Annotated in this window: 20 protein-coding genes and 2 pseudogenes; 16 read left to right on the forward strand and 6 right to left on the reverse strand. The window is 70.6% G+C overall.

The window, feature by feature from the left end; translation table 11 throughout:
- Positions 1-94 (forward strand): annotated as a pseudogene (locus ABT130_RS35625) (glycosyltransferase family 2 protein); the annotation flags it as partial.
- 30 nt (positions 95-124) lie between these two features.
- Here the strand turns inward: ABT130_RS35625 and ABT130_RS35630 are convergent.
- Positions 125-2,437 carry a transglycosylase domain-containing protein gene (locus tag ABT130_RS35630; protein ID WP_350963117.1) on the reverse strand — a complete coding sequence of 771 codons (2,313 nt, stop codon included), beginning with the start codon at positions 2,435-2,437 and terminating at the stop codon, positions 125-127.
- A gap of 52 nt (positions 2,438-2,489) precedes the next feature.
- On the reverse strand, positions 2,490-3,806 hold the full coding sequence (gene murA, locus ABT130_RS35635; RefSeq protein WP_350922880.1) for a UDP-N-acetylglucosamine 1-carboxyvinyltransferase: 1,317 nt from the start codon (positions 3,804-3,806) through the stop codon (positions 2,490-2,492).
- A gap of 98 nt (positions 3,807-3,904) precedes the next feature.
- On the opposite strand from murA, the gene ABT130_RS35640 reads away from it, so the two are divergent.
- A complete protein-coding gene (locus ABT130_RS35640) occupies positions 3,905-4,465 on the forward strand; it encodes a hypothetical protein (RefSeq protein WP_350963120.1) in 561 nt (186 codons plus the stop codon).
- Between the two features lie 15 nt (positions 4,466-4,480).
- On the opposite strand, the gene ABT130_RS35645 is transcribed toward ABT130_RS35640, so the two are convergent.
- Together ABT130_RS35645 and ybaK are read right to left on the reverse strand one after the other, a co-directional pair.
- Positions 4,481-5,869 (reverse strand): amidase, encoded by a 1,389-nt coding sequence (locus ABT130_RS35645; RefSeq protein ID WP_350963123.1) that lies wholly within the window; start codon positions 5,867-5,869, stop codon positions 4,481-4,483.
- Between the two features lie 358 nt (positions 5,870-6,227).
- Positions 6,228-6,728: a Cys-tRNA(Pro) deacylase gene (gene ybaK / locus ABT130_RS35650; RefSeq protein ID WP_350922873.1), complete on the reverse strand. Its 501-nt coding sequence runs from the start codon at positions 6,726-6,728 to the stop codon at positions 6,228-6,230.
- 99 nt (positions 6,729-6,827) lie between these two features.
- Between ybaK and hisD the strand changes: the two genes are divergently transcribed.
- From hisD to ABT130_RS35700, 10 genes are all read left to right on the forward strand, one after another.
- Positions 6,828-8,135: a histidinol dehydrogenase gene (gene hisD, locus ABT130_RS35655; protein ID WP_350963125.1), complete on the forward strand. Its 1,308-nt coding sequence runs from the start codon at positions 6,828-6,830 to the stop codon at positions 8,133-8,135.
- A 38-nt stretch (positions 8,136-8,173) separates the two neighbouring features.
- Complete coding sequence (locus ABT130_RS35660; RefSeq protein ID WP_350922869.1) at positions 8,174-9,244, forward strand: histidinol-phosphate transaminase; 1,071 nt, start codon at positions 8,174-8,176, stop codon at positions 9,242-9,244.
- Positions 9,241-9,861: an imidazoleglycerol-phosphate dehydratase HisB gene (hisB, locus tag ABT130_RS35665; protein WP_350922866.1), complete on the forward strand. Its 621-nt coding sequence runs from the start codon at positions 9,241-9,243 to the stop codon at positions 9,859-9,861. Before ABT130_RS35660 ends, hisB begins: the two co-directional genes overlap by 4 nt.
- Before the next feature lie 28 nt (positions 9,862-9,889).
- A complete protein-coding gene (locus ABT130_RS35670) occupies positions 9,890-10,045 on the forward strand; it encodes a CG2302 family histidine operon protein (protein ID WP_350963128.1) in 156 nt (51 codons plus the stop codon).
- Complete coding sequence (gene hisH, locus ABT130_RS35675) at positions 10,039-10,674, forward strand: imidazole glycerol phosphate synthase subunit HisH (RefSeq protein WP_350922862.1); 636 nt, start codon at positions 10,039-10,041, stop codon at positions 10,672-10,674. Before ABT130_RS35670 ends, hisH begins: the two co-directional genes overlap by 7 nt.
- Before the next feature lie 18 nt (positions 10,675-10,692).
- On the forward strand, positions 10,693-11,034 hold the full coding sequence (locus ABT130_RS35680; protein ID WP_350922859.1) for a hypothetical protein: 342 nt from the start codon (positions 10,693-10,695) through the stop codon (positions 11,032-11,034).
- A 4-nt stretch (positions 11,035-11,038) separates the two neighbouring features.
- Positions 11,039-11,761, forward strand: coding sequence for a bifunctional 1-(5-phosphoribosyl)-5-((5-phosphoribosylamino)methylideneamino)imidazole-4-carboxamide isomerase/phosphoribosylanthranilate isomerase PriA (priA, locus tag ABT130_RS35685; RefSeq protein WP_343968650.1), 723 nt, complete (start codon positions 11,039-11,041; stop codon positions 11,759-11,761).
- 10 nt (positions 11,762-11,771) lie between these two features.
- Entirely contained in the window at positions 11,772-12,542 is a 771-nt protein-coding gene (gene hisF, locus ABT130_RS35690) for an imidazole glycerol phosphate synthase subunit HisF (protein ID WP_350922857.1), read from the forward strand.
- Positions 12,543-12,978: 436 nt separating this feature from the next.
- Positions 12,979-13,200, forward strand: a complete 222-nt coding sequence (locus ABT130_RS35695; RefSeq protein WP_350963130.1) for a hypothetical protein — start codon at positions 12,979-12,981, stop codon at positions 13,198-13,200.
- A 166-nt stretch (positions 13,201-13,366) separates the two neighbouring features.
- Positions 13,367-15,748, forward strand: coding sequence for a xanthine dehydrogenase family protein molybdopterin-binding subunit (locus ABT130_RS35700; protein ID WP_350963133.1), 2,382 nt, complete (start codon positions 13,367-13,369; stop codon positions 15,746-15,748).
- Here ABT130_RS35700 and ABT130_RS35705 read toward each other — a convergent pair.
- Entirely contained in the window at positions 15,724-16,800 is a 1,077-nt protein-coding gene (locus tag ABT130_RS35705; protein ID WP_350963136.1) for an RNA-guided endonuclease InsQ/TnpB family protein, read from the reverse strand. The two genes, ABT130_RS35700 and ABT130_RS35705, sit on opposite strands and share 25 nt — an antisense overlap.
- Between ABT130_RS35705 and ABT130_RS35710 the strand changes: the two are divergent.
- The 4 genes and pseudogenes from ABT130_RS35710 to ABT130_RS35725 all read left to right on the forward strand — a co-directional run.
- Positions 16,725-17,102, forward strand: a pseudogene (locus ABT130_RS35710) (hypothetical protein); the annotation flags it as partial. The gene ABT130_RS35705 and the pseudogene ABT130_RS35710 sit on opposite strands and share 76 nt — an antisense overlap.
- A 37-nt stretch (positions 17,103-17,139) precedes the next feature.
- Positions 17,140-17,391, forward strand: coding sequence for a 2Fe-2S iron-sulfur cluster-binding protein (locus ABT130_RS35715; protein WP_350963138.1), 252 nt, complete (start codon positions 17,140-17,142; stop codon positions 17,389-17,391).
- 118 nt (positions 17,392-17,509) lie between these two features.
- Positions 17,510-18,043, forward strand: a complete 534-nt coding sequence (locus ABT130_RS35720; RefSeq protein WP_350922847.1) for a SigE family RNA polymerase sigma factor — start codon at positions 17,510-17,512, stop codon at positions 18,041-18,043.
- Positions 18,040-19,233, forward strand: coding sequence for a hypothetical protein (locus tag ABT130_RS35725; RefSeq protein ID WP_350963140.1), 1,194 nt, complete (start codon positions 18,040-18,042; stop codon positions 19,231-19,233). The genes ABT130_RS35720 and ABT130_RS35725 overlap by 4 nt, the downstream gene beginning before the upstream one ends.
- A gap of 18 nt (positions 19,234-19,251) precedes the next feature.
- Here the strand turns inward: ABT130_RS35725 and ABT130_RS35730 are convergent, their stop codons facing one another.
- On the reverse strand, positions 19,252-20,658 hold the full coding sequence (locus tag ABT130_RS35730) for a glutamine synthetase family protein (RefSeq protein ID WP_350922842.1): 1,407 nt from the start codon (positions 20,656-20,658) through the stop codon (positions 19,252-19,254).
- Between the last annotated feature and the right edge of the window lie 27 nt (positions 20,659-20,685).

Genomic DNA, 20,685 nt, shown 5'->3' on the forward strand with positions numbered 1-20,685 from the left:
GAAGCTCGGCGGCCACGGGTTCGTCGTGAAGCTCGCCCGTGAGGGCGTCGAGCGTGCCACCGGCTGGACGCCCGTCCAGCCGCTCAACGGCCAGCCGGCGGCCGCCGGACGACCTGGGCCTGGCCTACCACGCGTTGCCGGGCGGCAGGCCGCCTCCTCCTCCGCCATCGTGAACTCCCGGACCCGCGGCCCGGTGGAAACCGCGGGCCCGGTGGAAACCGCGGTTCCGGGGAAAGTCGCGAGCCCGGCGGGGCCCGTCCGCGTGGGCCTCCTCGCCGCGCCGCTCGCCGCGACGCTCGCCGTCACGGCGCTTGGCCTTCTCGGCCTCCTCGGCCTCCTTCAGGCCCGGGGTGAACCCGCCGCCGAAACGGCCCATGTCCGGATGGTGGAAGGAACGCGGTGAGACGTCCCGCAGGGCGGCGGACATGGACGACACCCAGATCGGCCCTGGCAGGGAGGCCCCCTGGACCGCTCCGTAGTACTCGCCGCCGATCTCGACGTCGAGCAGCGGGTAGCGGTAGGAGCCGCGGATGTCGCCCACGCTGACCGCCGCGGCCAGATCGGGGGTGTAGCCGGCGAACCAGGCCGACGTGTAGCCGTTGTTGGTGCCGGTCTTGCCCGCCGCAGGTCGGCCGATGCTCTGACCGGTCATGGTGCCCTTGGTGAACACCCCGGACAGCAGGTAGTTGACCGCGTCGGCCACGTCGCGCTCGATCGCCTGCGCGCAGCTGGGCGGGACGCGGAAGTGCCTGCCGTTCCGCTCGACGATCTCGACGATGGACAGCGGGCGGCAGTAGCGGCCCCGCGCCCCGAACGCGGCGAACGCCGCCGCCACGGTCACCGGGTCCATCTCGTTCACCCCCAGGGTGAAGGTCGGCACCTCCCGCAGCGGGGCGCCGTCGGCGCGGGCGATGCCCATCGCCTTGGCGGTCCTGACGACCGGGCACAGGCCCACCTGCTGCTCCAGCATCATGTAGAAGATGTTCACCGACTTCCAGGTGCCGGTGGACAGGCTCTGCGGGCCGCCCTTACCCTCGCCGCTCGCGTTGAAGATCTCCGCGCCGGGGTCGTTGACCTTGCGGCCCCGGCAGTCCTTGAAACCGCTGTCGGGCACGAAGCTGCCGGGTGTCATGAACCCCTGGTCGAACCGCCAGCCCTGGCTGAGCGCGGTCGCCAGGGTGAACACCTTGAACGTCGACCCCGCCTGGAATCCCTGGCCGCCTCCGTGCGCGGTGTCGGCGACCAGGTTGTAGGTGGTGCGAGGGCCGTTGTTCTTGTTGCCACTGTTGAGACCGTACTTCTTGCTCGCCGCCATGGCCCGGATCCGCCCGGTGCCAGGCTGGATCATGGCCTCGGCGGCGACCTCGGTGTCCTTGGTGCCGACGCGCGCGGCGATGGCGCGTTCCGCGGCCCGCTGGGCCCTCGGCGCCAGGGTGGTGCGGAGCACCAGTCCGCCCCTGGCCAGGCGACGCTCCCGCTCCGCGCGGGTGTGGCCGAAGACCGGGTTGGTCAGCAGCTCCCTGTGCACGTACAGGCAGAAGTAGGGGTAGACGCTCCCGTCGCAGCCGCCGGGCTGCGGCTGCAGCCGGAGGTTCAGCGGCCGTCTCATGGCGGCCTCCGCCTGGGGCCGGGGGACGTACGACAGCTGGGCCATCCGCTCCAGGACGATGTCCCTGCGCTCTCGCAGTTTCTTCCTGCGCGCCGCGTCCAGCGACGGGTCCGTGACGTACGGGGTGCGGACCGCGCCGGCCAGTGTCGCCGCCTGCGCCAGGGTCAGCCGGGAGGCCGCGACCGAGAAGAACCGCTGGGCGGCGGCCTCCACCCCGAAGGCCCCCGCGCCGAAGTAGGCGATGTTGAGGTAGCGCTCCAGGATCTCGGCCTTGGTGTACTTCTTCTCCATCGCCAGCGCGTACCGCAGCTCGGTGATCTTGCGCTGGATGCTGGGCGCGCGGGCCTGGGCGCGCTCGGTCTCGGTCTCGGAGTTCTCGACCAGGATGTTCTTCACCAGCTGCTGGGTGAGCGAGGAGCCGCCCTGGCGCACCCCGCCCGCCCTGGTGTTGGTCACCAGGGCGCGCAGGGTGCCCTTGATGTCCAGGCCCGCGTGCTCGTAGAAGCGCGAGTCCTCGATCGCCACGATCGCCTCACGCATGACGGGGGCGACCTGGTCGAGCCGTACGACGGTCCGGTTCTCCGTGTAGAACTGGGCGAACCGCTTGCCGTTCCTGTCCAGGAGCACGGTGCGCTGGGCGAGCGGGTTCTCCCGAGGGCTCGGCGGCAGGTCCGTCAGGGTTCTCGTGACGTTGTTGACGGTGACCCCCACCGTGCCGACCAGCGGCAGCGCGGCCAGGGCGGCCAGCAGCCCGCCGAGCACCCCGCAGGCCGCCAGGACGCGCAGGCACGCGCCGGGTCCGCGTCTCACCTCTGGGTGCGATGTCACACAAGGTAACGTGCAACCGGATGATCACCCATAAACACCCGGTTGCCAATCCTTACCCGTCCTGCACCTTTTCTCGACTGATCTTCAGTCCGAGAGAGGCGAACTGCTCGAACGGCCGGTGGTAGCCCCGCTCGATGTGGTGCACCCCGCGCAGCGTGGAGACGCCCTCCGCGGCGGCCGCGGCCAGCACGGCGGAGAACCCGGCCCGGATGTCGGGCAGCGTCACGTCGGCGCCGCTCAGCCTGGACACGCCGCGTACGACCGCCGAGTGCTTGGCGTTGGTGTCGTGGTAGCGGCAGGCCGGGCCGCCCAGGCAGACGTCGAACACCTCGATCTCGCAGCCCATCTTCTGCAGTGCGGGCACGTAGACCAGGCGGTTCTCGAACACGGTCTCGTGCAGCACCGACATGCCCTGGGCCTGGGTGAACAGCACCATCAGGGGCGTCTGCCAGTCGGTCATGAACCCCGGGTGCGTGTCGGTCTGCACCGCCGCGGCCCGCAATCCGTGCGGCGCCGACGCCGACAGGTAGTCGTCGGTGATGTCGACCTCGGCGCCCATCCTGGCCAGGGTGGTGATCGCGGTGACCAGCCGGTCCTGCGGGCAGCCGTGCACCCGTACCTGGCCGCCGGTGATCAGACCGGCCGCCAGGTAGGAGAACGCCTCGATGCGGTCGCCGTTGAGCCAGGTGGAGGCGCCGTGCAGGTGCTCCACCCCCTCGATCACGATGCGCCGGTCCGGGCTCAGCTCTATGCGCGCGCCCATGCGCTGCAGGAACAGGGCGAGCTCCACCACCTCGGGCTCCATCGCCGCGCCCTTCAGCACGGTCTTGCCCTCGGCCAGCACCGCGGACATCAGGATCGTCTCGGTGGCGCCGACGCTGGGGTAGGGCAGTTCGAGCCGGGTGCCGCGCAGCCGTTTGGCCTTGGCGTACACGCCGGTGTCGCTCACCTCGACCTCGGCGCCCATCGCGCGCAGCGCCTCGACGTGGAAGTCGACGGGCCGGCGGCCGATCGGGTCGCCGCCGACCAGCGGCACGAACGCCTCGCCCGCCAGGTGCAGCAGCGGGCCCAGCATCAGGATCGGGATCCGGTTGAGGCCGGTGAACGCCGCCGGGACGTGCGGGTTGATCTGCTTCCCGGGAGAGACGGTGATCTCCCCGGAGCTGATCTCCACGTCGATGCCGAGCGCCCTCAGCATCTGCGCGGTGATCCCCACCTCACCCACGTCCGGGGCGTTCTGGATCGTGCTCTCACCGGTGCCCAGCATCGCGGCGACCATGTGCTTGGAGACGCCGTTCTTGGAACCGCGGACCTCGACGTCACCGCGGAGCGGCCCGGAGGGTTCGATCAACCATGCCTCTTCGTTCACCCCGTAAGCGTAACGGGACTCGGCGGGAACCCCGGGTGGCGCCAGGCGGGCGGATGGGTAACATCGGGCACATCTGCACAGAGGGTGAGGGGGCCGTGGTGCGCGCTGTGCGTGACTTCGTGATCACCGTGCTGGTGCTCGCCCTGGCCGGAGTCGTCGCCGGGATCCTGTGGTCGCTGGCCGCGCCGCGACCCCCGTACGTCGTGACGGGCAAGGGGCCGCTGCTGGCCGATCCCTCCACGCAGGCGCTGATCGCCGCCGACGGCTGGTTCGCCGTCATCACGGGCGTGCTCGGGCTGGTCTGCGGGGTCATCGGCTACGGCGTGTCGCGCGGGGGGCGCCCGCTGCCGGTGGTGGTGGGCCTGGCCGCGGGCGGCCTGCTCGGCGCGCACCTCGCGCTGCTGGTCGGCGAGGCGGCCAACCTCGGCGCGGTGAGCGTCGCCGCCTCGGGGAGCTCCGCGGGAAGCTCCGTGCCGCTGGTCCCGGGGCCGCTGGCGCTGACCGCCAGGGGCGTGCTGTACGCGTGGCCGACGCTGGCCGCCGGCGCCTTCTTCGTCCTGGAGGGCGTCGCGGGCTACCGCGACTCGCCGCTGCGCCATCCGTTCGGCGGGGACGACCCCTACGGGCCGTTGCCGTCGCATGACATCGACGGCCGGTAGGCGCGGCGGTCGCGGTCAGCGGGGCGGCCTGCGCGCGCCGTAGCCGGTGGCGCGCTCGAAGGCGTGGGCCAGCCGGAGCACCGCCATGTCGGCGAAGGGGCGCCCGATGATCTGCACGCCCACCGGCAGCCCGTCCGAGGTGAACCCGCACGGTACCGACGCCGCCGGGGCGTGCAGCACGCTGATCCAGTAGGCCGAGCGCATCCACGCCAGGTAGTCGGGCAGCGCCTGCCCGTTGATCTCCGAGACGTACGGGGCGTCCACCGGGAACGGCGGCACCTGGCTGACCGGGGCGATCAGGAAGTCGTAGGTGCCGAAGAAGGCCTCCATCCGCCGGTAGAGCCCGCTGCGCAGCCGCTCGGCGCGGGCCAGGTCGGCCCCGGTCACCTCGCGGCCCCGCTCGACGTTCCAGCGCACGTTCGCCCCCAGGCGCTCCTGCGGCAGGTCGCCGTAGCAGAGCGCGTAGTACCACGCCCGGTAGATCCGGAAGGCGTCCTCGGCGTCCGACAGGTCCAGCTCCACCCGCTCCACCCGCGCGCCCAGCTCCGCGAGCGCGGCCGGGGCGTCCGCGGTGACCTTGGCGGTCTCCGCGTCGACGGGCAGCCCGCCCAGGTCCGGGCTCCAGGCCACGCGCAGCCCGGTCGCCTCCAGCTCCAGCGGCCCGGCGAAGACGGTGCCGCTCTCGGCGATCGACAGGGGGGAGGAGGCGTCGAACCCGGCGATCGCGCTCATCAGCAGCGCCAGGTCCCCGGCGGTACGGGCCATCGGCCCCGGCACGCCGAGGGTGAACCAGGCCGCGACGGCCGACGGCGCCGGCACCCGCCCGGGGGTGGGCCGCAGCCCCGCCACGTTGCAGAAGGAGGCGGGGTTGCGCAGCGAGCCGCCCATGTCGGAGCCGTCGGCCAGTGCCACCATGCCGGTGGCCAGCGCGGCGGCGGCCCCGCCGCTGCTGCCCCCGGCCGACCTGGTCAGGTCGTAGGGATTGCGGGTGGCGCCGAAGATCTCGTTCACGGTGTGCGAGCCGGTGCCGAACTCCGGGGTGTTGGTCTTGCCGACCGTGATCGCCCCGGCCTCGCGCATCCGCCGCACGATCGGCGCGTCGGTGTCGGGGACGTGGTCGGCGAAGAGCGGCGAGCCGTACGTGGTGCGGATCCCCGCGGTGTCGGCCAGGTCCTTGTGCGCGACCGGCAGCCCGTGCAGCGGTCCCCGCCAGTGGCCGCGGGCCAGGTCCCGGTCGGCCTCCTCCGCCTCTCGCCTGGCGCGCTCGGCGGTCAGCGTGACGATCGCGTTGACCTCCGGGTTGACCTCCTCGATCCGCCGCAGGTGCGCCTCGAGCAGCTCGACCGCGCTGACCTGCCTGGTGCGCAGCAGTTCGAGCATCTCGGTAGCGGTCAGGTAGTGCATCTGTCCCCCGATCGGTACGGCCTGTCGCAGACGAGTCTGGCCGAACGCCGTCGTGTGCCGCCTCGGCAACCTTCGACAGGACGGCCCGGGGACCTCCGGCCCATCCTGTGCGGCGGGCCGGGGTTTCGTCGGCTCTCCTTCGACAGGACGGCCCGGGGACCTCCGGCCCATCCTGTGCGGCGGGCCGGGGTTTCGCCGGCTCTCCTTCGACAGGACGGCCCGGGGACCTCCGGCCCATCCTGTGCGGCGGGCCGGGGTTTCGTCGGCTCTCCTTCGACAGGACGGCCCGGGGACCTCCGGCCCATCCTGTGCGGCGGGCCGGGGTTTCGCCGGCTCTCCCTGGGCCGGAATCCCTCCGCTAGCCGCTCTTGCCGATGGGCGCGGTGACGGCCCCGGTGAGGCGTACCAGCTCCGAGGGGGAGGTCTCGATCTGCAGCCCGCGCCGGCCGGCGGAGAAGTAGATCGTCGGAAAGTCCAGCGCGGAGGCGTCGATCACGGTCGGCAGGCGCTTGCGCTGTCCCAGCGGGCTGATGCCGCCGACCACGTAGCCGGTCACCCGCTCCACCTTGGCCGCGTCGGCCATCGCGGCCCGCTTGCTCCTCAGCGCCGCCGCGAACGCCTTGAGATCGAGTTTGCCCGCCACCGGCACCACCGCGACGGCCAGCCCGCCCTCCACCTCGGCCACCAGGGTCTTGAAGATCTGCCCGTACGGCACGCCGAGGGCGTCGGCCGCCTCCTCGCCGTAGGCCTGCGCGTTCGCGTCGTGCTGGTAGGGGTGCAGGGTGAAGTCGGCTCCCGCCTGGGTCAGGGCCACGGTCGCGGGGGTTCCCTGGCCGCCCTTGCTCTTGCTCTTGCTCACGGGGAAAGCGTAGCGGCTGGTTAAAATCTACATAGTAAAGGCACTGTCCGGATAATGGACGCGACGATACCGGGTGGCGGACCTCCGTAGACTGAACGGGTGATTTCGCGTACCGATCTGCGAGGACCTCTTCCCGAGGATCTTCGCGACGTGCTGCCCCGCGCCGACCTCGACGTCGAGGCCGCCCTGGAGAAGGTGCGGCCCATCTGCGACGACGTGCATCATCGTGGGGTCGCCGCGGTGCGGGAGCTGACCGCCAGGTTCGACGGCGTCGAGCTGGAGTCCACCCGGGTGTCGGCCGAGGCGATCTCCGCGGCGCTGGAGAGGCTCGACCCGAAGGTCAGGGCGGCCCTGGAGGAGTCGATCCGCCGCGCCCGCCTCGTCCACCATGACCAGCGGCGCACCGATGTCACCACCCAGGTCGTGCCGGGCGGCACCGTCACCGAGCGCTGGGTGCCCGTCGACCGCGTGGGGCTGTACGTCCCCGGCGGCCGGGCGGTCTACCCCTCCAGCGTGGTCATGAACGTCGTCCCCGCCCAGGAGGCGGGGGTGGCCTCCCTGGCGGTCTCCTCGCCCGCGCAGCGCGAATTCGACGGCCTGCCGCACCCGGCCATCCTGGCGGCGTGCGCGCTGCTCGGCGTGGACGAGGTCTACGCGGTCGGCGGCGCCCAGGCGGTGGCGATGTTCGCCTACGGCACCGAGGAGTGCCCGCCGGTCACCATGGTCACCGGCCCTGGCAACATCTGGGTCGCCGCGGCCAAGCGCCTGCTCAAGGGCCGTATCGGCATCGACTCCGAGGCGGGTCCGACCGAGATCGCGATCCTCGCCGACTCCACGGCCAACCCGGTGCACGTCGCCGCCGACCTGATCAGCCAGGCCGAGCACGACACGATCGCCGCCGCCGTGCTCGTCACCGACTCGGAGGAGCTGGCCGAGGCCGTCGAGCGGGAGCTGCCCCGGCAGGTAGCCGCCACCAAGCACACCGAGCGGATCACCGAGGCGCTCTCCGGGCGCCAGTCCGGCATCCTGCTGGTCGACGACATGGAGGCGGGGCTGCGCGTCGTCGACGCCTACGCCGCCGAGCACCTGGAGATCCACGCCGCGGAGGCGTCCGCGCTGGCCGCCCGGGTCCGCAACGCCGGGGCGATCTTCGTCGGGGCGTACGCGCCGGTCTCGCTGGGCGACTACATGGCCGGTTCCAACCACGTGCTGCCCACCGGCGGCTGCGCCTGCCACTCGTCGGGGCTGTCGGTGCAGACGTTCCTGCGCGGCGTGCACGTCGTCGACTACAGCCGCGAGGCCCTGGCCGGTGCCGCCGCCCACGTGTGCGTGCTGGCCGACACCGAGGACCTGCCGGCGCACGGTGCGGCGATCAGGGCGCGGTTCGCCTGGGAGGTGCCCTCGTGAGTGCCCTTCCCTTTCCGGTTCGAGGTGGAGATCCCGTCGTGAAGCTCGAAGACCTGCCGATCCGAGACGATCTCCGGGGGCGCACGCCGTACGGTGCCCCCCAGATCGACGTCCCGGTCAGGCTCAACACCAACGAGAACCCCTACGGGCCCTCGGACTCGCTGGTCGCCGAGCTGGCGGAGGCCGTACGGGGCGTCACCGCCGACCTCAACCGCTACCCCGACCGCGACGCGCTCGACCTGCGCCGGGAGCTGGCCGGGTACCTCGGTCACGGCCTCGCCGTGGAGCAGGTCTGGGCCGCCAACGGCTCCAACGAGGTGCTCCAGCAGATCCTGCAGGCCTTCGGCGGCCACGGCCGCGCCGCGATGGGTTTCGAGCCGTCCTACTCGATGCATCCGATCATCACCACCGGGGCCTCGACCGAGTGGATCTCCGGGGCCCGTGAGGACGACTTCGGGATCGACCCGGGCAAGGCGGTCGCCGCGATCGAGGAGCACCGGCCCGACGTCGTCTTCCTGACCTCGCCCAACAACCCGACCGGCACCGCCTTGGACCCGGAGGTGATCGCCCGGATCGTCGAGGCGGCGCCGGGCATGGTGGTGGTGGACGAGGCCTACTTCGAGTTCGCCCGTACCGGCACCCCGTCGGCGCTGACCCTGCTGCCGGACAATCCCCGGCTGATCGTCACGCGGACGATGTCCAAGGCGTTCGCCATGGCCGGCACCCGGCTCGGTTACCTGGCCGCCCACCCGGCGGTGGTCGAGGCGTTGCTGCTGGTCCGCCTGCCGTACCACCTGTCCACGCTCACCCAGACGGCGGCGCGCGTCGCGCTCGCCCACCGCGCCGAGTTGCTCGGCGCCGTCGACGAGTTGCGGGCCGAGCGCGACGCCGTCGTGGACTGGTTGCGCGCCCGGGGGCTGAAGGTCGCCGACTCGGACGCCAACTTCGTGTTGTTCGGGCTGTTTCCGGACCGGCGCGCGGTGTGGCAGGGCCTGCTGGACCGCGGGGTGCTGATCCGTGAGGTGGGACCGCCCGGGTGGCTGAGAGTGTCCATCGGAACGACAGAGGAGATGGCGGCCTTCCGCGCCGCCCTGGAGGAGATCCTGTGAGCATCACTGCCGGCGGCGAGGCCGCACCGCGTCGCGGTCGCGTCGAGCGCGTCACCAAGGAGACCTCGGTGCTGGTCGAGGTCGACCTCGACGGCACCGGGAACGTCGAGGTGTCCACCGGTGTCGGGTTCTTTGACCACATGCTGAACCAGCTCGGCAAGCACGGGCTGTTCGACCTGGTCGTGAAGACCGAGGGTGACCTGCACATCGACGCTCATCACACGATCGAGGACACCTCGCTCGCGCTGGGCGCCGCGTTCCGTGAGGCTCTGGGTGACAAGTCGGGCCTGCGGAGGTTCGGCAGTGCCTCCTGCCCGCTGGACGAGTCGCTGGCGGAGGTCACGGTCGACCTGTCGGGGCGGCCGTACCTGGTGCACAGCGAGCCCGAGGGCATGGCTCCGATGATCGGCCCGGAGTACGACACGACGATGACCAGGCACATCCTGGAGTCGTTCGTCGCCCAGGCCGCCATCTGCCTGCACGTGCGCGTCCCCTACGGCCGCAACGCCCACCACATCGTGGAGGCGCAGTTCAAGGCCCTGGCCAGGGCGCTGCGGGCGGCATCCGAGCGTGACCCGCGCGCCACCGGGGTGCCGAGCACGAAGGGCGTGCTGTGATTTCTCCCGGCCGGAGGGGGCGGAGACGGTGAGCGACAACTGGTCGGCCATCGTGATGGCGTTCGTCGCGCTCTTCTTCGTGGGCGGGATCGTCTCATTCCTCAAACAGGGTCTGAAGAAGGGCGCGGTGCTGCTCGCCGCCCTCGCGGCCCTGGCGACCACGGCGGCGGTGCTCTGGTGGTGAAGAAGGTAACCGTTCTCGACTACGGCTCGGGCAACCTCCGTTCGGCGGAGCGCGCGCTGGCCCGGGTCGGCGCGGAGGTCACGGTGACCGCCGACTACGAGGCGGCGATGGAGGCCGACGGGCTCGTCGTCCCCGGCGTGGGGGCGTTCGCCGCGTGCATGGCCGGGCTGCGCGCGGTGCGGGGTGAGCGGATCATCGCGAGGCGCCTGTCGGCCGGGCGGCCGGTGCTGGGCATCTGCGTCGGCATGCAGATCCTCTTCGAGGCGGGCGTCGAGCACGGCGTCACGACCGAGGGCTGCGGGGAGTGGCCGGGCACGGTGGAGTCCCTGGAGGCGCCGGTCCTGCCGCACATGGGCTGGAACACGGTCAAGGCGCCCGCCGAGACCGTGCTGTTCGCCGGGCTCGACGCGGATACCCGCTTCTACTTCGTGCACTCGTACGGCGTGCGGACCTGGAAGCTCCAGGCGGGGCCCGGGTTCGCCGACCCGCTGCTCACCTGGGCCGAGCACGGGGTGCCGTTCGTCGCGGCGGTGGAGAACGGCCCGCTGATGGCCACCCAGTTCCATCCGGAGAAGTCGGGCGACGCCGGAGCCCAGTTGCTCACCAACTGGCTCGGGACCGTCGGGTGAGTTCTTGATGGGCCTTTGATGAGTAAGGAACGGGCCAGGCGCAGGGCCGAGCGGGAGGCCGAGCAGGCGCGCTTGGCCGCGCTGCGCGCAGCACGGGAGGCGCGGCTGGCGCGGCGGCGCGAGCGCATCGGCAAGGTGACCGCGTTGCTGCCGGGCAGGCCCGTCCGGATCGTCTCCCAGGGCGGCATCAAGGCCCGCCGCCGCCGGGCGCAGAACGGCGTCGCGGCGGTGCTGTTCCTGATCGTGCAGGTGATCGTCTGGCTGCTGTGGTCCTCGTGGGCGGCGCGGTTCGGCGTGCTCGTGCTTTCCTTGCTGTTCGTTCCGCTTTTTCTCACCCTTGTCTTCGACCGGAGGTCTTGAACAGATGTCGCTTGAGCTGCTCCCCGCCGTGGACGTCGCCGACGGTCAGGCGGTCCGCCTGGTCCAGGGCGCGGCCGGCACCGAGACGTCGTACGGCGACCCCCTGTCCGCGGCGCTCGCCTGGCAGGAGGCCGGTGCCGAGTGGATCCACCTGGTCGACCTCGACGCGGCCTTCGGCCGGGGCAGCAACCGCGAGTTGCTCGCCACGGTGGTCGGCGCGCTGGATGTGAAGGTGGAGCTGTCCGGGGGCATTCGTGACGACGTCTCCCTGGAGCTCGCGCTGGCCACCGGCTGCCGCAGGGTGAACATCGGTACCGCGGCGCTGGAGAACCCCGCCTGGTGCTCCAAGATCATCTCTGAGTACGGTGACCGGGTCGCGATCGGCCTCGACGTCCGGGGGACCACCCTGGCCGCCCGGGGCTGGACCCAGGAGGGCGGTGACCTGTGGGAGGTGCTGGCCCGGCTGGAGAAGGACGGCTGCTCCCGCTACGTCGTCACCGACGTCACGAAGGACGGCACGCTGCGCGGCCCCAACCTGGACCTGCTCCGCGAGGTCTGCTCCCGTACTGACAAACCGGTGGTCGCCAGCGGTGGGGTCTCGTCCCTGGAGGACCTGCGCGCGCTGGCCTCGCTGGTCCCGATCGGTGTCGAGGGGGCCATCGTGGGCAAGGCGCTGTACGCGCAGGCCTTCACCCTCGAAGACGCCCTTGCCGCCGTCCGTTCGTGAGGAGTCGTCGATGAGTGTCGCGGTACGAGTGATTCCCTGCCTGGACGTGGACGCCGGGCGGGTGGTCAAGGGCGTCAACTTCGAGAACCTGCGCGATGCCGGAGACCCGGTCGAGCTGGCCCGCCGCTATGACGCGGAGGGGGCCGACGAGCTGACGTTCCTCGACATCACGGCCTCCAGCTCCGACCGGTCGACGATGTACGACGTGGTCAGCCGGACGGCCGAGCAGGTGTTCATCCCGCTGACCGTGGGCGGGGGAGTGCGCTCGGTCGAGGATGTCGACAGGCTGCTGCGGGCGGGCGCGGACAAGGTGGGGCTGAACACCGCGGCGATCGCCAGGCCCGAGCTTCTGACCGAGGCCGCGCAGCGGTACGGGGCGCAGTGCATCGTGCTCTCGGTGGACGCCCGCCGGGTCGTCGACGGGCCGCCGACGCCGTCCGGTTTCGAGGTGACCACGCACGGTGGTCGCCGGGGGACCGGGATCGACGCGGTGGAGTGGGCCCGGCGGGGTGCCGAACTGGGGGCGGGGGAGATCCTGCTCAACTCGATGGACGGCGACGGGACCCGGGACGGCTACGACCTGGAGATGATCCGGGCGGTACGGGCCGTGGTGTCGGTTCCGGTGATCGCCAGTGGTGGTGCGGGTTCTGTCGCCGATTTCCCTCCGGCGGTGGAGGCGGGGGCGGACGCCGTGCTGGCGGCGTCGGTGTTCCACTTCGGGCAGCTCAAGATCGGTGATGTGAAGGACGCTTTGCGGGGGGCGGGGTATCCCGTTCGCTGACGTCGTTCCTCGTTCCTCGTTCCTCGTTCCTCGTTCCTCGTTCCTCGTTCCTCGTTCCTCGTTCCTCGTTCCTCGTGCGGCGAGTGGGCGCGTCTGTTTCGTCCTGCCGGTCAGCGTGGTTCGCGCTGCGGTGGGCCGGTGTTCCGGGCGGCCGTCGTGGTGGGGGTCTGGTTCTTCAGGCCTCCGGCCTGCTCGGGCGCCTGGGGTTGCGCTTTCTTATACGCCGCCCGGAACACCGGCCCACCTCCGCGCACTTGGTGTTGTTCGTATGGGGTGCGGGCCGTAGTCGCTTTGTTTCCGGCCGCTCAGGGTGCGTCCTGATGCTGAAGCCTTCGTCTGGGGTGGGTTGAGGGGCGGGCGCCGTAGCTGAAGCGCTGCTGCGGGAAGGAGCTCAGGGCTGGGCTTCTTCTTTGGGGCCGGTTGAGGGGTGGGCGCTGTGGTCGAACTGCTGCTGTGGGGAGGAGTGCAGGGCTGGGCTTCTTCTTTGGGGCTGGTGGGGCTGGTTGGGGTTGGGGGCGTGGTTGTGGTGCTGCTGGGAGGAGTTGCGGTGCTGCTGGGAGGAGGGGGGCAGGGGCTGGGCTGCTCCCTGGCTTCGCTGAAGCTTGAGGTGGTCGTGCCCTCTTCATTCATTTTATTGATTTGTGAGATCCGGGGATGATTCCTCGTTTGGAGTGAGTGGTTATCTTGGCGTGGGTATAGTGGATTTTTGGGGAGATTTGTGCTGTGGGTCTGATTCCAGCGGGCTTTTGGTCAAAGTAATATATAAGTTTTATGGGCATTATGTGAGTTAGAATTGCCGGGCCGAATCCGGGGGGGAGGACGTCGTGGCACATGGCTGGGCTAGGCGGGAAGACGCGCGGCTGCTCACCGGTCATGGCCGCTACGTCGCCGACATCGCGGTGCCGGGATGCCTGGACGCGGCGTTCGTACGGAGTTCTGTGGCACACGGCCGGTTGCGCGAGGTGGACTGCGCTCCGGCTCGTCGGGTTCCCGGGGTGCGGGGGGCCTGGGCGGCTGCCGATCTTCCGGGGTTGCCGCCGGTTCCCCTGACGGCTCTCGCCGGGATGTCCTTGGCGGAGGTGGTGGCGGGGCGGGTGTGGCCGTCGCTGGCTGTCGACCGGGTGCGGTACGCGGGTGAGGCGGTCGCGGTGGTGGTCGGGGAGGACCGATACCGGGCCGAGGACGGGGTGGCCGAGGTCGTCGTGCGGACGGATCCGCTTCCGCCCGCGGTGTCGGTGGCCGAGGCCCTGGACGGCTCTGTTCCGTTGTTCGAGGGCCTGGACAACGTGGTGCTGGAACGGTCGGTCGGTGTGCCGATCGACGAGGCCGTCTGGGGGCGGGCGGCGGTCGTGGTGGAGGCGCGTTACCGCCAGCAGTTGCTGCCGTCGCCGATGGAGTGCCGGGCGTTTCTCGCGGTCCCCGAGGAGGACCGGCTGACCGTGTGGTGCTCCCATCAGGCGCCGTACCGGCTCCGGCGGGAGTTGGCCGGGGCACTGGGCCTGCCCGTTGAGCGGATCAAGGTGGTGACACCCGACAGCGGCGGTGCGTTCGGGTCGAAGAGCGCCACCTTTCCCGAGTACCTCACGGTCGCCTTTCTGGCGGTGACGCTGGGGGCGCCGATCCGGTGGATCGAGGACCGCGCCGAGTCGCTGCTGGCCGCCACCCGGGGCCGGGGGCAGGACCAGCGGGTCCGGCTGGCCGCCGACGCCGAGGGGCTGCTGCTCGCGTACGAGCTGAGGATCGACGCCGACGTGGGGGCCTATCCGCACATCGGGGCGGGGCTGCCGATGCAGACCGCCCGGATGGCCACCGGCGCCTACACCACGCCCCTGGTGCACGCCACGGTTCGTTCGGTGCTGACCACCACCATGCCGACCTACCCCTATCGCGGCGCCGGGCGGCCGGAGGCGGCGTTCGCGCTGGAGAGGTCGATGGACGTGCTGGCCGATCGGCTGGGCATGGACCCGGCGGAACTACGGCGACGCAACTTCATCCCACCCGAGCGTTTCCCGTACGAGACGCCCACCGGCAGGCGCTACGACAGCGGGAACTACGCCGGGGCGCTGGATCTGGCGCTGAAGACCCTCGACTACGACGGGTGGCGGGCCGAGCAGGCCCGGCGCCGGGCCTCTGCGACCGCCCTGCCCCTGGGCATCGGGCTCTCCTGCTACGTCGAACGATCCGGAGGTGAGGAGGGGGGCCTGCACGAGTTCGGCGGCGTCGAGGCGTGCCCGGACGGCACGGTGATCGCCAGGTGCGGCACCGCCTCCAGCGGGCAGAGCCACGAGACGACCTTCTCCTCGCTGGTGGCCGCCACCCTCGGCCTGGACTCCTCGCGGGTCCGGTTCGTGGAAGGAGACACCGACGAACTGGCCGACGGGATCGGCTCGTACGCCAGCCGCTCGGCACAGGTGGGCGGCCCGGCCCTGCACCGCGCGGCCACCGCGCTGATCGACCTGGCGCGGGAGCGGGCCGCGCGGCTGTGGCGGCTGCCGGTCGGGGAGGTGGTCTGGTCCGGCGGCACGCTGAGCTCCCGCACGGACGACGCGGTCGCGCTGGACCTCGGCGAGCTGGTGCGGGTCACCGGGTCGTTGCGGGTGGACGAGCGGTTCGAGTCGGGTATGGCGTTTCCGTTCGGCACCCACGCCGCCGTCGTCGAGGTCGACCCGGGCCTGGGCACCGTACGGGTGCTCCGGCTGGTCGCGGTGGACGACTGCGGGGTGATGCTCAATCCGTCGGCGGTCGCGGGGCAGGCCAGGGGGTCGATCGCGCAGGGGACCGGGCAGGCGCTGTACGAGGGGGTGCCCTACGACGAGGCCGGGGTGCCGCTGCTGCCCTACGGTCTGCTGGACTACCTGCTGCCGACGTTCGCCGAGATGCCGCCGATGGAGGTACGGGAGACCAGCACTCCGACGCCGTGGACGCCGCTGGGAGCCAAGGGAGCCGGGGAGTCGGGGTGCATCGGCACTCCCGCGGCCATTGTCAACGCGGTCGCCGACGCGTTGGGGGTCACCGATCCAGACCTGCTGCGGATGCCGCTCACCCCGGACGTGGTGTGGCGGGCGGCCCGTGCTTCCAGGGCGGGTTCGACGATGGGGTTCGACGGTGGGGGAGGGGTTGTCAGCTTCTCGGCCCTGGGGGACCGAGCTTGCAGCTCCTCACCGTGCATGGGGTGCACGGTTCAGGCCGCGTCGTCGGCAGCGTGACTCACTGCCCTGCGACCGATGTTGATCGCAGCGTTGTGGTCGGCGGGGCCAGCGAACCCGCAGCCGAGGCACTTGAAGTCGTTCCGGTTGGGACGGTTGCGTTTGTCGCAGTGCCCGCACCGGTGGCAGGTGCGGGAGGTGTTGCGAGGGTCGACCAGACGCACGGGCACGCCTGCGATGGCGGCCTTGTAGGTCACGAACGTGCGGAGCTGGTAGAACGCCCACGAGTGGTGGTCGGCACGCTGAGCCTTACGAACCGTTACCCGGTCGCGGATGCCTTCGAGGTCTTCCAAGGCGATCCCGGTCTGGGTGTCTTTGGCTTTGCCGACCAGCTGCTTGCTGATCACGTGGTTGACGTTCCGGGCGAACCGGAACTCGGTGCGCTTGCGTTTCTTCAGGAGTCGCTTGGCGGACTTGGTGCCCTTGGCTTGCAGGCGTGCCCGCAGGCGGGCGTTGCGCCGCCGCACAGCCCGTACGCCCTTGCCGGTGTGTGTTTCGCCGGTGGAGTCGGTGGCCAGGTTGACGATGCCGAGATCCACACCCAGCCACTCGTCCGGCTCGTCACCCCGCGGTGCTTCGGGAACGTCGATCACGGTGGCGAGGAAGAACATGCCGTCGCGGTAGACGAGATCGGCCTGTCCCCGCGCGGTGGCCCCGCTGGTCTTCAACCAGCGACCCTGATAGACGACGGGGACAATGATGCGGCCGGTGAGGGTGAGGATGCTGACCGCGTCGCGGCCTTTCCAGGTGAGAATCCGCTGGTCGTAGGCGACCGCACCCAATTCACGAAACACTGGCTTGATCTTCTTGTCGCGCTTGTACGCCTCACATGCCTTGGCGATCGACCGGATGGCCATCTGCGCCGACAGGCCGAACTCGGCTCGCAGGTCGGCGTACACCAGCTTCTGCAAGGCGATCTTGTTGGCGGTGTGGTGCTCGAACGCCACACCGGCGGCACGGTTGGCGGCGGCGTTGCATGCCCGCATCGTCGCCAGCAGCGCCTCGCGCTGCTCAGTACTCGGGGCGAGCTTCAACATCTCCGTCACCAGCATGCATTGAGTATGGCATTCAATGCTTCGCCGTTCCGTGTTTCCTCTACACGACTCAGAAAGAAGCTGATCGAAATGACTGGCCGGTCAGGGCACGCTTGGGCCTTGGCGCCCCTCCCGCTCCCGATTCCTCCCTGGCCTGGGGGCCGGGGCATCCTTGGGAGGTTCAGGTGAAGCCCGCCGTTTTCGACTACCTCGCACCGGAGGCCGTACAGGAGGCGGTGGACGCGCTCGCCGAGGTCGGGGAGCGGGTGCGGATACTCGCTGGAGGGCAGAGCCTGATTCTGGAGATGCGCTACCGGCGGTGCTGGCCCGATCTGGTGGTGGACATCAACCGGGTCTGTGGCCTCGATCACCTGCGGGGTGGACGAGGACGGGTTGCAGGTAGGGGCGCTGGTCCGGCACCGGGCCTTCGAGGTCGCGTGGGGTCCGCTGGGCAGAATGCTCTCGCTCGCCGTCGCCGCGCTGGAGTCCGACCCCGCGATCGTCGAGGATCCGGAGCGGCTGCGGGAACTCCTCACGTCCAACCTGTGCCGGTGCACCGGGTACGAACCCATCCGGCGCGCGATCGAGAGCGCGGCCAAGGCCCTGTAGTGGTTCGTCGGCGTTTCCCGGCTCCTGGGTCGCACGTTCGCGCAGGTCGTTTAATTCGGGTCCGCCACCCAACCTTCTTGCTCCTCGCCGGCGTTTGTACCAGTCGGGAGGAGAAACATTGGATCGCAATGACAGCTTCCGTGAATTCGTGGACGCTCACCAGCAGTCGTTGATGCGCACGGCGTACCTGCTCACCGGAGACGCGCATCTTGCCGAGGACCTGCTGCAGAGTGTCCTGATCAAGATCATCAGGCGCTGGTCGAAGGTGCTGAGCCTTGACAGGCCGGAGGCGTACGCGCGGAAAGCGCTGGTGAACCAGTACATCTCATGGCTGCGGCGCCGGACCGGGAACGAACTTCCGCGGGCCGACCCGCCCGAGGTGGCCTATTCGAGCGAGGACTCCACGGTCATCCGGATCGTCGTGCGCCAGGCGCTCCTGCGGCTGCCCCCGAAACAGCGTGCGGTGATCGTCCTGCGTTTCTACGAGGACCGCACCGAACGTGAGACCGCCGAGCTGATGGGCTGTTCGGTCGGCACGGTCAAGAGCCAGGCCCATCAGGCACTGAACCGCTTACGAGTCCTGGCGCCGGAACTGGCCCCCAAATTCTCCGAACTGGAAGATCAGGCCGATACTCAGGAGGCACACCGATGACCTGGCTGCGGCAGGTGCTCGACGACATCGCCGAAGACTCCCCAAGGGTGGATCTGGCCGAGCGGACGATCAGAATCCACGACCGCAGGCGCCGGACCGTCACCGCACTCGTCGCGGCCGTCACGGTCACCGTCATCGTGCTTGGCGCGACGGCCGGGGTGCGGCTGCTGCCCACGGAACGGCAGGACTCCTCCGGGACCGGCGGAGTCGCCGATCTGCCGGACCGGGGAGTGGGCCCGCTGAGCCACGCGTACAAGACCTTCTGCAACCCGTCCGAAGGCGTGGCCCCGCCGGACTGCAGGGACGGCGCCTGGCGGGTGGTCACCCGCGCGGGGAGGACCTACCACGTTCCCGACGCGCTGACCGGTTTCAGCAGCCCGCTGGCGATCAGCCAGGACGGGCGCAGGATCGCCTACTACGCCGTCAAGGAGAGCACCTTCAAGGTCCGTGAGCTGGACAGCGGCGACGAGCTGGCGGCTCCCGTCAAGATCCCCACAGCGTGGCTCGGCTCCGTCTCCCACCTCCTGATGTCCGACGACGGCCGCTTCCTGGCGTTCACCAAGCGTCCTCCCCTGAAGGACCCGGCCATGCTGATCGACATGCGCGAGCGGATGACCCGGCCGCTGCCGAACGGGGGGAACCCCATCGGCATCTCCAAGGACGGCGACACCGTGATGCTGGCGGAGTATTCGCCCAAGTCCCGCCTGCAGATGATGTCCCACCTGTGGACGACGTCCACGGCCGGAAACCAGGCCGCGGTCACCCTCCCGCGGGCCTACAAGTTCGGCGCGCTGGCTCCCGACGGCGAAACGGTCGTCGGACTGGAGAACCTTATGACCAGTAACTCCAAGCCGTGCCTGACGGGCGCCCTCGCACACCTGGACGCGAGGACCGGCAAGGTGCGCCGGAAGGTCACGGTGAGCGGCCTGCCCACCAAGACCCACAACGTCTCCCTGCGCGCCTGGCTGAACCCCAGGGAGATCACCGTCATCGCCATTCCCAACCCGGTGTGCATGGGCAAACGGCTTCCCGCGGCGGATGACGCCCCGGCCACGACGACCGATCCGCCCTATGTGACCGTCGCCGCCTACGCGCTGAACGTCGAAACCGGCAAGGCGCGGCGAATCGGCGGCTACACGGCGCAGGACTTCTTCGGCCTGGTCCTGCCGGGTCACGAGGGGACGCTCTGACGGCATCCGGGCCTTCGGTCAGAAGACCCGGAAGTGGTGGAACAGTTCGTAGGCGGTGTTGTGGGCGGCGAAGGAGCGGGCCTCGGAGCGTTTGACGGCGAGGTAGGCGGAGGCGCGCAGGGGGCCGAGGGCGTGCATGAGGAGTTCGTCGGCCTCCAGGGCGTCCAGGGCCTCGTCCAGGGAGGCCGGAAGGCGGGGGACCTGGCCGGCGGGGAGGGTGGCGGGGTCGACGCCGACGGGGGCACCGGGGTCGAGCCGGCGGCGGATGCCGTCCAGGCCGGCGTGGATGACGGCGCCGAGCGACAGGTAGGGGTTGGCCGAGGAGTCGGAGGGTTTCAGCTCCAGGTTGGTGGACGCCGCGGCGTCCCGGCCGGTGGGGGAGCAGATGCGCACCGCGGCCTCGCGGTTGTCCATTCCGTAGCAGGCGTACGCGCTCGACCATGCCCTCGGGGTGAGACGCCGGAAGCTGTTCACCGAGCCGCAGGTCAGCGCGGTGAGCGCGGGCAGGTGGGCGATCAGGCCGCCGATGAAGTGGTAGGCCGTGACCGACAGGCCGTACCGGTCGGAGGGGTCGGCGAAGATGTTGGTGCGCAGGTCGGGGTCCCAGAGGGACAGGTGCAGGTGGGTGCCGTTGCCCGCCTGGTCGGCAAGGGGTTTGGGGGCGAGGGAGGCCCACATCGACATGCGGGTGGCGACGCCCCTGACGGTCTCGCGGTAGATCAGGTGGTTGTCGGCGGCGTGCAGGGCGGAGGCGTGGCGGATCGACAGCTCCTGCTGGCCGTGGCCCAGTTCCGGGTGGTAGTGCTCGACCCGCAGGCCCTGGCTCTCCAGGGCGTGGACCAAAGTCGTCGCGTAGTCGTGGGCCTGGTTGAAGCCGGTCGTCGAGTAGCAGAGGCTGTCGTCGGCGGGGACCAGGCGGTCCAGGCCGCCCTCGGGGTCGGGTTCGCGGCGGCCGAGGGTGAACTCGGGTTCGAAGGCGGCGACGAGGACACGGCCCTCGTCGGCCAGGGCGGCCACGGCCTCGCGCAGGAAGGTGCGCGGGCAGGCGGGCCAGGGGGAGCCGTCGATCTGGCGCAGGTCCGACAGCATGGCGGCCGAGCCGGGGGCGTAGGGCAACTGGACGAAGGTGGCCGGGTCGGGGACGAGACGGACCTCGCCGACCGGGCCGAGCCCCTTGACGTCCTGGAGTTCGTCGAGCATGTTCATCGCCATCATCGCGACGGTGTGCCCGATGCCGGTACGGAGCCGTTCGGCCAGCAGGGAGTGGGAGGTGGCCTTACCCCTGATCACGCCGCCGTGGTCGGCGTACAGGAAGCGGATCAGTTTGATGCCGTCGGTGTTGACGCGTTCGGTGACACGTTCGATGACGCGTCGTGTCGCGGAGTCGAGCGTGTCGGCTCCGCCGGCGTCGTGATGATCTCCCACGCTTTCTGCGTAACACGTCTCCGGGGA

Source organism: Streptosporangium sp. NPDC001681, assembly GCF_040298085.1.
Lineage (GTDB): Bacteria > Actinomycetota > Actinomycetes > Streptosporangiales > Streptosporangiaceae > Streptosporangium.